The sequence below is a fragment of the Corynebacterium durum genome, from assembly GCF_030408675.1.
GTDB lineage: Bacteria > Actinomycetota > Actinomycetes > Mycobacteriales > Mycobacteriaceae > Corynebacterium > Corynebacterium durum.
This window is the reverse complement of record NZ_CP047200.1, coordinates 1,414,509-1,427,387: the sequence shown is the minus strand read 5'-3', so window position 1 is coordinate 1,427,387 and position 12,879 is coordinate 1,414,509. Positions and strand designations below refer to the sequence as shown.

Below are 12,879 nucleotides of genomic sequence, written 5' to 3'. Positions count from 1 at the left end.
TGTTGAGAGGACATCATGCCGAATCTTGGCCCTACTGAGCTGATTATCATTGCTGTTGTTTTGATTTTGCTGTTCGGTTCGAAAAAACTTCCAGATGCGGCTCGATCCATAGGCCGTTCTATGCGCATCTTCAAGTCTGAGGTGAAAGAACTAAACAATGATGACCAGGTGACAGCCGCCACCGAACCCCGTCAGATTGAGCAGTCCCAGCCCCAGCAAGCACCCCAAGCTCAGACTGACACCCAGCACAATACTTCTGCTTAGCCTATGTTGGTGTGATGAGTACGTCTGATACGACTAAAAAACGCCTCGGCCGGGTAAAGCGAGAAAAGAAACCGGACGACGGCAGCATGTCGCTGGTGGAGCACATTCAAGAGCTTCGCCTGCGCCTGCTCATTTCGCTTGCTGCATTGGCCGTAGGCACCATCGTTGGGTTTATCTGGTACCAGCAGAGTCTGTTTGGCCTACCCACCCTTGGTGACATTCTTCGTGGCCCTTACTGCAACCTTCCAGACACCGCACGGGCAGACCTTTCTGCTGATGGTGAGTGCAAGCTGCTGGCCACCGGGCCCTTCGACATGTTCATGCTGCGTTTGAAAGTCGGTGCCTTGGCAGGTTCCGTGTTTGCATCCCCTGTGTGGCTCGCGCAAGTCTGGTTTTTTATCACTCCAGGGTTAAAGAAGAATGAACAACGCTGGACATTCTCTTTCGTTGCCATTGCGGTGATGCTTTTTGTCTTCGGTGCTATTTTGGCGTACTTTGTGGTGGCGTACGGCCTGGAGTTTCTTCTCACCATTGGTGATGAAACCCAAGTCGCAGCACTCAGCGGTACGCAGTACTACAAGTTCCTCCTCGCGCTGCTTCTCATTTTCGGCGTGAGTTTTGAGGTGCCGCTGATCTTGGCCATGCTCAACATAGTCGGCCTGGTTAGTTACCAGCAGCTGAAGGAAAAGCGCCGTCTGATTATTTTCCTGTTGTTTGTCTTCGCCGCTTTCATGACACCAGGCCAAGACCCGGTGTCCATGGCGGTGCTAGCCACGGCATTGACACTACTCGTTGAATGCGCGATCCAATTCGCCCGCATCAACGACAAACGCAAAAACCGTCAACGCCCAGAATGGTTGGACGTGGACGATGACAAGGCATCATCAATTGAAGCATCATCAATCGAGCCAACCCCCGTTGATACTGCTCCGACTCCCACGCCACAGCGCACCGACCTGACACAACGCCCGCCCACCGATTTTGACGACGTGCTATAAGCTGCTTAAACAAATGCCCCGACACGCGGTAGCGTTAGGGGCATGAGTTTTACCGCGCCCGTCGGCACACATCTTGCTGAGTTCTGCGACCACCTGGATTTTCCCCTCGACGACTTTCAAATCGAAGGCTGCCAAGCCGTCGAAGCAGATTATGGTGTCCTCGTGTGCGCACCCACCGGCGCGGGAAAAACCATTGTCGGCGAATTCGCGGTTTCCCTGGCACTATCGCGCGGCACAAAGTGCTTCTACACCACGCCGATCAAAGCACTCAGCAACCAGAAATACCACGACCTCGTCGAGGCTCACGGTGACGATGCCGTCGGCCTGCTCACAGGCGATGTTTCCATCAACGGTTCCGCAGATATTGTTGTCATGACCACGGAAGTTCTGCGCAACATGATCTACGCAGAATCCCCGGCCCTGGAACGCCTCACCCATGTCGTCATGGACGAGATCCACTTCCTCGCCGACGCTTCCCGCGGCCCCGTGTGGGAAGAAGTCATCCTCAACCTTGCCGAAAGTGTCAACATCATCGGCTTGTCCGCCACCGTCAGTAATTCCGAAGAATTCGGAGCGTGGCTGACCACCGTCCGCGGCGACACCACTGTTATCGTCTCAGAACAACGCCCCGTTCCACTTGACCAATGGATGCTGGTCAACCGCACCCTTCTCCCGCTTTTTCAACCGGGAAGCACCGAGCATGTCAACAAAAAACTCGAAGCAAAAGTCCACAAGCTAGAATCCGGCAGCATCAGTACCCAGTCCTACGACAAAAACCAGCAGGCACGTTTCCGATCCCGCAGTCGCAACGGTAACCAACCCGGCAGGTCCCACCGCTCCGGCATCAGCCGCCCGGCCGACCGTTTCCGCCCACTCGGCAGGCCAGAGGTCATCCAGATTCTGCAGGCACACTCCATGCTGCCCGCCATTACCTTTATTTTTTCCCGCGCGGGCTGCGACGCCGCCCTTCTGCAATGCCTTCGCTCCCGACTCACCCTCACCACCCAGGACGAAGCCAACACCATCGCCAGCATCATCGATGCTGGTGTCGCCGACATCCCCGCCGCAGACCTAGAAATACTCCGTTTCAAACAATGGCGCGCCGCTCTCATGCGCGGATTCGCCGCCCACCACGCGGGAATGCTCCCAGCTTTCCGGCACATCGTTGAAGAACTCTTCGTCAAAGGACTCGTCCGCGCCGTCTTTGCTACCGAAACCCTAGCCCTCGGCATCAACATGCCGGCACGCACAGTTGTGCTGGAAAAACTCGTCAAATTTAATGGCGAATCCCACGCTGAACTCACCCCAGGCCAATACACCCAACTCACCGGCCGCGCAGGACGTCGCGGCATCGACACCATCGGCAACGCAGTGGTGCAATGGTCACCCGCAATGGAACCGCAAGCGGTGGCCGGCTTGGCGTCGACACGCACCTACCCGCTCATCTCCACCTTCACCCCCGGATACAACATGAGCGTCAACCTGCTGGCCACCATCGGCTACGACCAAGCCCACCGCCTACTGGAAAAATCCTTCGCCCAGTTCCAAGCCGATGGCTCCGTTGTTGACGAAGTACGAGAAATGGAACGCGCCGAACGCCGCGCCGCCGAACTCGAACAACGCTTCACCGATGCCATCAACGCCGCCAACCCACCCGGTGACGACCCAGCCACCGACTTCCTCAGCTACATTAACCTGCGCTACCAGCTGAAAACCGCTGAAAAAGCCGCGCGTAAAGAGGGGATCGAGCAGCGTCAAGCGGAGGTTCGTGCAGTGTTGGGTCACCTGCAGGTCGGTGATGTCGTTGCCATGCCAGGAAAAAAGAAGCCGTTACTCGCGGTGGTCGTCACCCCAGCATCCGACCCCGACGATCCGCGCCCACGGATCATCATGGAACAAGGCTGGACAGGGCGCATAGACACCGATTCCTTCGCCAACGTCCCCGTCGTGGTGGGGCACATGAGCCTGCCGCGAGACATCACCCACCATCCACACCGCAACACCAAGTTTGTGGTCAATGCTTTTCGACGCCGCGATTACCCCCGCCCCAAGAAAATGCGCATGGAGGCACGCCACCGCGACAACGCCGAGGTGGCCGAGCTACGCACCCAACTTCGCGCACATCCTGCTCACCACTGGCCCGGCCGGGAAGACCTTGCCCGCATCGCGGAAAAACTCTTGCGCAAACAACGCGATGTAGAACGCCTACGCAACCGTGTCAGCGCCACCACAGACACCCTAGGCCGCACGTTCGACCGCATCATGGATCTGTTAGCAGAAATGGATTACGTGGAATTCTCCGACCCGGATAATGTTCCGCACATCACTGAGGAAGGGCAGCGTCTTGCCCTCATCCACAACGAATCCGACTTGCTGGTTGCCCAGTGCCTCCGCAGGGGAATCTGGGACGAGCTTGACCCAGCAGAACTCGCCGGGGTGGTCAGCATGTGCACCTTTGAAAACCGCAAAGAAACCAGGGGAGAACCCGACGCAGCCACCGATGCCATGGCAACTGCCATGAATGCCACCAACCGAATCTGGCGCGAACTCGTTCATGACGAACGCCGCCACAATCTTCCCCCCACCCGTGTGCCCGAAGGTGGGTTTGCGTTGGCCATTCACCAGTGGGCTGCAGGCGCACCATTGGGGTATTGCATGGCCGCCGCTGCGGAGTCCGGCGCCGAACTGACACCCGGCGATTTTGTACGGTGGTGCAGGCAAGTAGTGGACGTGCTGGAACAAGTGAGGTCCACCGGATACACTGATGCTATCCGCCGGAATGCCCGCGATGCCATCAACGCCATACGCCGCGGCGTGGTCGCCATAGGCGCCTAAACTACCCGTGCGGATTACACCCGTGCCATATGATGGGGCACATGAGCGAACACCACACTGAACACCTATTCCCGGCATCCGTCTATCAGCATCGCCTCACGCAGGCCGCCACAGCAGCCCGCAACGCTGGTCTTGATGGATTGATCTTTGGCACCGGTGCCGAACTGGCCTACCTCACAGGCTCCTGGATCAGTACCCACGAGCGCCTCACTGCCTTGATCATTCCCACCGATGGAAGTGAACCAACCTTCATTCTCCCCGCCGTGGACCGTGGTGACCTCGCATTGTCTGCCATCCCTGAACTCACCGTCGCAGTGTGCGGCTGGGTCGACGGCGACAACTCCCACGACCTTGCCGTCAAAGCCCTCCATCTCGCACCGGATGCGCACCCCACCATTGGACTCGGCTCCTCGCTCACCGCCGACCATGTCTTACCACTTCAACAACGCATTGGCGGCAGCACTGTTCTGGCCGCGACTGTGCTGAAAGAGCTTTTCATGCGCAAAGCAGAAGAGGAAATCACTGCCCTTAGCAATGCCGCCGCAGCCATTGATCGTGTCTTCGCCGCAGTCCCAAAACTCCTCCAGCCAGGGCGCAGCGAAAAAGATGTTGCTCGCGACCTCAACTACCTCATCCTGAAAGAAGGGCACGCCGCTGTCGACTTCATCATTGTCGGTTCGGCCGCCAACGGCGCCAACCCACACCACTCTTATTCCGACCGGATCCTGAAAGCAGGCGACGTTGTTGTCGTTGACATCGGTGGCACCTACGGCCCCAATTACCACTCCGACTGCACCCGCACCTTCATCGTTGGCGGGCCCGAAGAACAACACAACCCCGACATCGCCGCCATGTACAACGTACTTGAACGCGCCCAAGCCGCAGCAGTAGCAGCAGTGAAACCCGGCGTAACCGCAGAAAGCATCGACCGTATTGCCCGCAACATCATCACCGAAGCAGGCTACGGAGAGCAATTCATCCACCGCACCGGCCACGGAATTGGCCTATCCACCCACGAGGAACCATTCATTATGGAAGGCAATCACTTGACATTGGAACCAGGCATGGCTTTTTCCATCGAACCCGGCATCTACATCGAAGGACAATACGGTGCCCGAATTGAAGACATCGTGGTGGTGACAGAAACCGGCTGCAAAACCCTCAACAACCAACCGAGGTCACTTCAGTGACCAACAGCAACGACGGAATCCTCATCATCGGGGGTACCAGCGACATCGGCCGCGAAATCGGCGTTCGACTGTGCCGCGGTCGCCAGGTGGTTCTCGCGGCGCGCCGGGCACCGGACCTTCAGCCCTTCTATGATGCCGGGGCTACGAAGGTGCACATTCTCTATTTTGAAGCCGCCGACCTGCGTGCCTACCGGACGCTTTTCCAACAGGCCGAGCAGCTTGCGGGGGAGATCAACCTGGTTCTTGTCGCGTTTGGCGTGTTGGGTGATCAGCAACGGGCAGAAGTCGACGAGTTCCATGCGGCGGACATAGCAACCATTGATTACACCGCCCAAATCGCCATGCTTACCGTTATTGCTGATGAGCTTCGCCCCCGAACGACTCGATCAACGATTGTGGCTTTTTCTTCCATTGCGGGGTGGCGACCACGCCGCGCTAACTACGTCTATGGTTCGGCGAAAGCAGGGCTTGATGCTTTCTGCCAGGGATTGACTGACGCTCTTCACGGTACTGCCGTGCGTGTGATTACCGCCCGTCCAGGCTTTGTCATTGGTTCCATGACCAACGGTATGAAGCCCGCACCCATGTCTGTCACATCGGCCGAGGTCGCAGACATACTTGCGCCTATTATTCAGGAGGATCGGGGGAGTAGGACCGTCTGGATTCCGGGAAAGCTACAGCTTCTCGCTGCATTGATGCGGCTTATTCCGCGCAGGATGTGGCGGAGAATGCCGCGCTAGTGACGTGGGTTACCTACGCGGCCATTAACGGTGGTCTACCATAGTCAATTATGAGTGTGTCTTGCCCTATCACAGATGCTGATGATTTCAGCTCACCGGACTCATCGGTGATTGTTGTTGTGGGCATCGGGGCAGACGGTTTTACCGGGATGGGGGCTGCTGCGCAGAAAGTTGTGCGTGACGCGGAGGTGATTGTGGGGTCGTGGCGGCAACTGAGCTTGCTGCCGGATCATATTCCCGCCAAGCGACGCCCATGGCCATCACCCATGCTTCCAGGAATCGTTCCGCTTTTTGAAAGCCTGGAAGGTATGCGTGTTGTGGTGCTGGGATCGGGTGATCCTATGTTCCACGGCATTGGCACAACGTTGTGCCGGTTATTGGGTCCAGAACGCATCCGGGTTATCCCAGTGGCATCGTCGGCGTCGTTGACGTGCGCGCGGCTCGGTTGGGCAGTGGATAGAACACCGGTAGTCAGTCTGGTCAGTAACCCGGTTTCTTCTATCATTCCGCTGGTGGATCAGGGGGAACCTTTTTTGGTGTTGGGGCGCGATGAAACCACCCCCACTGAAGTATGTACGTTGCTCAGGAACTTGGGTCATGCGGCGGCAACAGTGCATGTGTTGAGTGACATAGGTAGCAGTGATGAGCAACATAATCGCTTTACTGCCACTGACGATCCGCAGCCGATTAGCGCCTTGAATGTTATTGCAATCCAGCCAGACGGCCCAACACGCAGTATCGTTCCGGGGCTTTCCGACGATTCCTACGACACCGATGGTCAACTGACCAAGCAACACATTCGAGCATTGACAATCTGCTCCCTGGCACCGCGTCCTGGCGAAGTGCTGTGGGATATTGGTGGAGGTTCTGGGTCTATTGCCATTGAGTGGCTGCGTAGTAGCCCCCGCACGCGCGCATGGTGCGCCGAGTCCGATGAGGTTCGGGCCACCCGGATCACAGCAAACGCCAACGCGTTAGGCGTTCCACATCTCAGGGTGGTCGGTGCTGCTCCCGAGTCGCTTATCGACGCCCCGGCACCCGACGCCGTATTCATTGGCGGCGGTCTTACAGCGGAGGGGGTTTTTGATGCAGCATGGGCAGGGTTAAAGCCTGGAGGCCGATTGGTGGCTAACGCTGTGACCATCGAATCCGAACAGATGCTGTGGCAGCTTCGTCAACGTTTCGGCGGGCAAATAAGTCGTTTTGATATTTCAACTGAACACGCCATCGGTGGTTTCACAGCGCTGAAAGCAGCGCTTCCGGTCACCCAGTGGCGGGTAGTCAAGGAAGGGTCCAACGAGTGACAGTTTTCTTCATTGGTGCCGGTCCCGGTGCCGCTGATTTATTGACGGTGCGGGCCGACCGTCTCATCCGGTCGTGCCCCGTGTGCTTATACGCCGGAAGCATCGTCCCTCCAGAGGTGTTGGAAAACTGCCCGGATTCTGCGAGTGTCATCAACACGGCGCGAATGCCTTTGGATCAGATCACTGACATCATGGCCCAGGCTCATGCCCAGGGCAAAGACGTGGCACGTCTGCAGTCAGGGGATCCGTCAATATATTCCGCCGTCGCGGAACAGGTACGCCGTCTGACCGCCTTGGGTATTGACTATGAGATTATCCCTGGCGTGCCTGCCTTTTCCGCAGCGGCGGCGGCGCTGGGCCACGAGCTGACGGTACCGACAGTTGGGCAGACTGTGATCCTCACTAGGGTTAATGGCCGTGCGAGCCAGATGCCTGCGGGGGAGGACTTGGCGACCCTCGGGGCGTCGAAAAGCACACTGTGCATCCACCTCGCAGCGCACGACATCGAACGGGTGGTAGCGGAATTGGTCCCCAACTACGGTGCAGATTGTCCGGTGGCTGTGGTGGCTTACGCGTCGCGGCCGCAGGAGCAGATTGTGCGCGGAACGCTTGCGGACATTGCGGGCAAAGTAGCCGCTGCTGGAATCGTGAGAACCGCCATCATCATTGTGGGAAAGGTCCTTACGGCCGGGGAATTCCCCGATAGTTTCCTCTATTCAGATGACCGTCCTCGTGACGAGGAAGGACGGACCATCCCATGCGCGCACTAATCCTTGGAGGAACAGCAGAGTCCCGTGAACTGGCATTATTACTACTGCAAAGCGGCTGGCGAGTGACCAGTTCGCTGGCCGGGAGGGTGAAGGAACCGAAGCTCCCCCTCGGAGAAGTCCGCATTGGCGGTTTCGGCGGGCCACCTGGTTTGGCGCGCTGGCTCATGGATCACGAAGTTGATCTTGTGGTAGATGCCACCCATCCATTTGCGGAAAAAATCAGCATATCCGCAGCCGAAGCAACCCGGGCGACTGGTATTCCGCTCATCGCCCTGCACCGACCGGCCTGGACTCCTGAAAACTACGACGAGTGGATCTATGTCAACGACATGGAGGAGGCCGCCCGGATAGCCGAACGTTACCATCATATTTTTCTCACCATTGGCCGCCAGAAGCTTGCGCCTTTTGCCAACGATTCGCACAATCTGTACGTCATCCGCAGCGTTGATCCGCCGGAGGGGCCGCTTCCCAAGAGACACCGCCTCATCTTGTCTCGCGGCCCGTTTAGCGTGCAAGACGAGAAACAACTGATGCGCGACAACCAGATTGACGCCCTGGTCACCAAAAATTCCGGCGGCAGCCTTACCTACGCCAAAATCGTGGCGGCCCGCCAACTTGGTATTCCGGTGATCATGGTCCAGCGCCCGCCGCTACCAGGCGGTTCTCGCATCACCGCAGTGCACGCCGCCAGTGACGCCTACATTGCTGCGCATGGGCTGATGGGGTAGGGGAGTTAAAAGCAAGCACACCGTCGCACCTCAAAACTAGGGTTAGCGACGGTGTGCTTATTTTGCTCTTGGTTTTAGATATGCACGTTCGGGATGAGGTGCTGGATCTGTAGGCGAGCGGGGCCAATGAGGTAGCCGACGCCTTCCAGCAGCATTCCACCGGTGATCAGCATGAGGAGGAACTGGCCCCAATCCGGGGACTTGTTGTAGAAGCTCTGGAGTTCCGACGACCCGACATCGGACGAAAGTGTGTTGTCCGTGGAACTGGTGGCACGTCGCTGCGCGTCAGCTTCTGGGGCGGTGGTCACCGCGCCAGCGAACACAGCGGTCGCCAGCATCCCAGCAGTCAGGGTGGTTATCATGCGTCGAGGAAGGGTGCGCATTGGTGGTATAAACTCCTTCACATAAAACTAAGCTGGTTGCCACTTATAATACACACAGAGTCATCTCATGCTCACATTTCGATCAAGAAACCTTTGCGAAAAAATAAAAATCCCAGGTGAGAGCTGAATAATATAGCAGGCTTCATTGCTGCGTGTTGCCCACACGATGCTTTGCAGGCGGCATCACAGCGGCCACTTATTTCGTCATACGAATAACATCTTTTAGTGGTATCACAGGGGTTTATTCGCCATAGCGACGTGACGTAAACACCCGCACACCGTTCAGCCCCTCGTAAGAAGCCGTGGTGGAGGCTCCAACGATCACCATGGTTCGCATGTCCACAACCTCTGGATCAAACTCAGCCAGCGTCTTTACTGCCACGCTTTCTTGGTCTGATCCCACGGCGCGGGCAACGATTACCGGTGTGTCAGGGGACTGGTACTCCAGCACGATGTCCCGTAGCGCCGCCACCTGCCAACGACGTTCCTTCGACGCAGGGTTGTACACAGCAAACGCCATATCCGCACCAGCCAAAGCCCGGATCCTCTTTTCCACCTGCTCCCAGGGCTTCAATCGATCCGATAACGACACCATGCCAAAATCATGCCCCAGTGGAGCGCCTACGCGACTGGCCACCGCCTGCGCCGCCGTCATACCCGGAACGATACGCACCGGCACCTCACGCCACTGCGGATCATCTGCGACTTCCAGCACCGCTGCAGCCATGGCAAACACACCGGGATCCCCAGAGGACACCACCGCTACTCGACGCCCGCGTTTGGCCATATCCAACGCCATGGCCGCCCGCTCAGCCTCCACCTTGTTATCCGAAAGGTGTCTGCGTTGCCCAGCCCGTTCTGCTACGCGGTTGACGTAGGTGGAGTAGCCCACAATATCGGTCGCCCGAGCCAGTTCTTCCACCACTTCAGGCGTGGTCCATTTATCGGCACCTGGACCGAGTCCCACAACCACAACTTCGCCCTTGTGCTCCTCCGCAACACGTCGCCCCACAGACGTTGAGGGCACAACAATCACGGAAAAGTAGGGAATTGCTTCGGGGTCTGCGTCAGCGACCGCAACCGTATCTTGGTTGTCCATTCCAACACGGCTAACTACATACGCCCGCTCAACAGCACCAGTAGCTTGCAGGGCACGCCGCACCTTGGTGAAAGTACGGCCCAGCTTCATAATCACGGCAGTATCGGTACGACGAAGGTGCTCCACCAACTCAGACTCAGGTAACGTACCTGGAAGTATGGTCAGTACTTCTTCATCTTCCGCGAGTGGCTGACCCAGCACATCAGCGGCGGCGGTTACCGACGGCACACCTGGAATGACCCGGGTAGGGTAGCGGCCCTCAAGGATACGGTGAAGATGCTGGTAGGAGCTGTACAGCATCGGATCACCCAACGCGAGCACAGCCACCGTCCGCCCAGCATCCAAATGTGCACTCAGACGTGCTGCTGCCTCCACATAAAACTCAGCCATCGCCCCGGCATACCCACCTGGGTGATCAGTAATCCCCGTGGTCACTGGGTAATGCAACAACTCATGAATCTGCCCGTCGCGGAAAAACCGCTCAGCAATACTCCTCGCAGTCGAACTCCCACCCGGGCGGGCGTGATACGCCACCACATCAGCCGACTCAATCGCCGCAACAGCAGCCAAGGTAAGAAGCTCCGGGTCACCAGGCCCCACACCAACACCAATAAGTTGAGCGCTCACTCCATAATCTCCTGCTCAGTAGCCAAAGCATTAATAGCAGCACACGTAATCGCCGAACCACCGCGACGCCCATGCACCGTCACAAATTCAATCCCCAACGCCTGCGCATCCGACGCCAACGCCGCCTTAGACTCGGCAGCACCAACAAACCCCACAGGAATGCCCAACACAGCAGCCGGACGGGGGCGGGCGGGGTCGTCGCTAAGCCACTTCAACAGATGGAATAACGCAGTAGGAGCATTACCCACCGCAACCACAGACCCCTCCAGATGCTCAGCCCACAACTCCACCGCAGCCGCCGTCCGGGTCGTACCCAAACGTGCCGCCAACTCAGGAACCCGAGGATCTTTGAGCAGACACAACACCTGATTATCCGCAGGTAAACGACGTCGCGTCACCCCCGACGCCACCATGTTCACATCACACAAAATCGGACGGCCCGCACTCAACGCAGCACGCGCCGCAGGCACCACACCAGCTGAAAACTCAATATCCGAGGCCAAGTCAGTCTGCCCAGCCGCATGAATCATCCTCACCGCAACCTGAGCCTGAGCCGCATCAAAACGCCCCAGGTCAGATTCCTCGCGAATCATCGCAAAACTACGACGATAAATCTCGTTACCATCCGTGACGTAGCTATACATACCGACATACTCTACCGAGCAGACACCTCATACTCGCCATCACCAGTAGCCAAATAATCCGTATACGACTCCAACGGATGCCCACACCGCCGCTCACACCCAGAAAAATGCACTTTACCCTGCGGAATATCCAACGACGCAACCGCCTGCGCCGCATCCCCGCGAGTATCCGACAACGACTTCTCACACCCCTCAATACCTGTACATGCACTCACCCGCAGCCACGTCGAATTCGCGTCAAAAATCAACCCCAACGGAGCCAACACCCGCACAATCTGCTCCGCCGCATGCTCATCCACATCATGCAGCACAATCGAATGCCACGGCGTCACCGTCGTCCGCGCACCCGTCACCGCAATCATCCGCGCCAATTGACTACTCAACTGCCCAAAACGCACCCCAGCACCCAAACTGACCAACCCATCCAACTGCGGCAACCACCCCACAGGACGCCCAGGCACCGCACCAACAAACGGCACCTCAGCAACCTCCACCGCAGCATCCAACGACGCAATAATCTCGCCATGCACCTCAGGCTTCTCCGCTACCCGCCACGCAGAACCCCGCAGTTCCTGCCACCGTCGCGCAGCCTGCACGAGCGTAGCCGCAACATCACCACGCTCTACCCGGCGCGCCACAAACACGCCACCCAACACCAACTGAAAACCCCCATCGTGCGCAAACACACCAAAATCTGGGCGACGCGACACAATATCACCCACCCCAGAATCAAGACCAAACAACGTCCGCCCCGACAACCCCGTCACCACATCATCCGCCAACAACGCCGCATCCAACTCCGCTACCAGCGGCAACAACTCAGGCGCCAACGGTGAAGCAATAATATTGCGCACCCGATCATGCGCACGACTCGGCAAAAAACCATGCTCCTGCGCAGCCTCCGCAAATGCAGCCGTGTCCTGAATGCCCCGCACCTGCAAATTGCCCCGCGTCGTCACGTGAATATTGCCATCCCCAAACCGATCAGCCATATCCGCAAGCGCCTCCCAGCGCTCCGGCGACATCTGGCCACCGGCAACCCGAACGCGGCCAATACCGCCGTCCTTCGCCTCATGCATTTTCAGCGCACCGGGGCAACCATCGCCCCGATTACGGTCACCAAGTTGGTAAGACTCAGCTAACAAAGACACAGGTGAGGAGGTGAAATCAGTCATGGCGCTCATTCTAACCCCGAAGCGATCACACTATCGAAAATGTGAAATTTAACCATCTGCGGAACTGCCTGGCCCCTCACCATTGATCGCCGGTGCGATACACTTTTTCAGACGATCAGGAT

Annotated in this window: 12 protein-coding genes; 8 read left to right on the top strand and 4 right to left on the bottom strand. The window is 57.8% G+C overall.

Annotated elements, in window-relative coordinates; all coding sequences use genetic code 11:
* Window positions 1–15 precede the first annotated feature (15 nt).
* Genes tatA through CDUR_RS06660 form a run of 8 tightly spaced genes read left to right on the top strand, consistent with a single transcriptional unit; the run spans window position 16 to window position 8,829 of the window.
* Complete coding sequence (gene tatA, locus CDUR_RS06695; RefSeq protein ID WP_179417611.1) at window positions 16–264, top strand: Sec-independent protein translocase subunit TatA; 249 nt, start codon at window positions 16–18, stop codon at window positions 262–264.
* Window positions 265–278: 14 nt separating this feature from the next.
* Window positions 279–1,262 carry a twin-arginine translocase subunit TatC gene (tatC, locus tag CDUR_RS06690; protein ID WP_179417610.1) on the top strand — a complete coding sequence of 328 codons (984 nt, stop codon included), beginning with the start codon at window positions 279–281 and terminating at the stop codon, window positions 1,260–1,262.
* 42 nt (window positions 1,263–1,304) lie between these two features.
* Complete coding sequence (locus tag CDUR_RS06685) at window positions 1,305–4,097, top strand: DEAD/DEAH box helicase (RefSeq protein ID WP_179417609.1); 2,793 nt, start codon at window positions 1,305–1,307, stop codon at window positions 4,095–4,097.
* Window positions 4,098–4,138: 41 nt separating this feature from the next.
* Window positions 4,139–5,287 carry a M24 family metallopeptidase gene (locus CDUR_RS06680; protein ID WP_179417608.1) on the top strand — a complete coding sequence of 383 codons (1,149 nt, stop codon included), beginning with the start codon at window positions 4,139–4,141 and terminating at the stop codon, window positions 5,285–5,287.
* Window positions 5,284–6,027 carry an SDR family oxidoreductase gene (locus CDUR_RS06675; RefSeq protein ID WP_179417607.1) on the top strand — a complete coding sequence of 248 codons (744 nt, stop codon included), beginning with the start codon at window positions 5,284–5,286 and terminating at the stop codon, window positions 6,025–6,027. Before CDUR_RS06680 ends, CDUR_RS06675 begins: the two co-directional genes overlap by 4 nt.
* A gap of 50 nt (window positions 6,028–6,077) precedes the next feature.
* A complete protein-coding gene (cbiE, locus tag CDUR_RS06670; protein WP_179417606.1) occupies window positions 6,078–7,331 on the top strand; it encodes a precorrin-6y C5,15-methyltransferase (decarboxylating) subunit CbiE in 1,254 nt (417 codons plus the stop codon).
* Complete coding sequence (gene cobM / locus CDUR_RS06665) at window positions 7,328–8,101, top strand: precorrin-4 C(11)-methyltransferase (protein WP_179417605.1); 774 nt, start codon at window positions 7,328–7,330, stop codon at window positions 8,099–8,101. The genes cbiE and cobM overlap by 4 nt, the downstream gene beginning before the upstream one ends.
* Window positions 8,089–8,829, top strand: coding sequence for a cobalt-precorrin-6A reductase (locus CDUR_RS06660; protein ID WP_179417604.1), 741 nt, complete (start codon window positions 8,089–8,091; stop codon window positions 8,827–8,829). Before cobM ends, CDUR_RS06660 begins: the two co-directional genes overlap by 13 nt.
* A 74-nt stretch (window positions 8,830–8,903) precedes the next feature.
* Here the strand turns inward: CDUR_RS06660 and CDUR_RS06655 are convergent, their stop codons facing one another.
* From CDUR_RS06655 to CDUR_RS06640, 4 genes are all read right to left on the bottom strand, one after another.
* Window positions 8,904–9,212 carry a hypothetical protein gene (locus tag CDUR_RS06655; RefSeq protein WP_040359907.1) on the bottom strand — a complete coding sequence of 103 codons (309 nt, stop codon included), beginning with the start codon at window positions 9,210–9,212 and terminating at the stop codon, window positions 8,904–8,906.
* A 241-nt stretch (window positions 9,213–9,453) separates the two neighbouring features.
* A complete protein-coding gene (cobJ, locus tag CDUR_RS06650; RefSeq protein WP_006063408.1) occupies window positions 9,454–10,938 on the bottom strand; it encodes a precorrin-3B C(17)-methyltransferase in 1,485 nt (494 codons plus the stop codon).
* Window positions 10,935–11,582: a precorrin-8X methylmutase gene (locus CDUR_RS06645; protein WP_006063407.1), complete on the bottom strand. Its 648-nt coding sequence runs from the start codon at window positions 11,580–11,582 to the stop codon at window positions 10,935–10,937. The genes cobJ and CDUR_RS06645 overlap by 4 nt, the downstream gene beginning before the upstream one ends.
* 11 nt (window positions 11,583–11,593) lie before the next feature.
* Complete coding sequence (locus CDUR_RS06640) at window positions 11,594–12,766, bottom strand: ferredoxin-like domain-containing protein (protein WP_390886359.1); 1,173 nt, start codon at window positions 12,764–12,766, stop codon at window positions 11,594–11,596.
* Window positions 12,767–12,879 lie beyond the last annotated feature (113 nt).

What these genes read in the sequence shown, in the direction of transcription:
- CDUR_RS06660 (WP_179417604.1), top strand. Translation starts at nt 8,089, where the DNA reads ATGCGCGCACTAATCCTTGGAGGAACAGCAGAGTCCCGTGAACTGGCA.
- cbiE (WP_179417606.1), top strand. Translation starts at nt 6,078, where the DNA reads ATGAGTGTGTCTTGCCCTATCACAGATGCTGATGATTTCAGCTCACCG.
- CDUR_RS06685 (WP_179417609.1), top strand. Translation starts at nt 1,305, where the DNA reads ATGAGTTTTACCGCGCCCGTCGGCACACATCTTGCTGAGTTCTGCGAC.
- tatA (WP_179417611.1), top strand. Translation starts at nt 16, where the DNA reads ATGCCGAATCTTGGCCCTACTGAGCTGATTATCATTGCTGTTGTTTTG.
- CDUR_RS06655 (WP_040359907.1), bottom strand. Translation starts at nt 9,212, where the DNA reads ATGCGCACCCTTCCTCGACGCATGATAACCACCCTGACTGCTGGGATG.
- tatC (WP_179417610.1), top strand. Translation starts at nt 279, where the DNA reads ATGAGTACGTCTGATACGACTAAAAAACGCCTCGGCCGGGTAAAGCGA.
- CDUR_RS06645 (WP_006063407.1), bottom strand. Translation starts at nt 11,582, where the DNA reads ATGTATAGCTACGTCACGGATGGTAACGAGATTTATCGTCGTAGTTTT.
- CDUR_RS06680 (WP_179417608.1), top strand. Translation starts at nt 4,139, where the DNA reads ATGAGCGAACACCACACTGAACACCTATTCCCGGCATCCGTCTATCAG.
- CDUR_RS06640 (WP_390886359.1), bottom strand. Translation starts at nt 12,766, where the DNA reads ATGAGCGCCATGACTGATTTCACCTCCTCACCTGTGTCTTTGTTAGCT.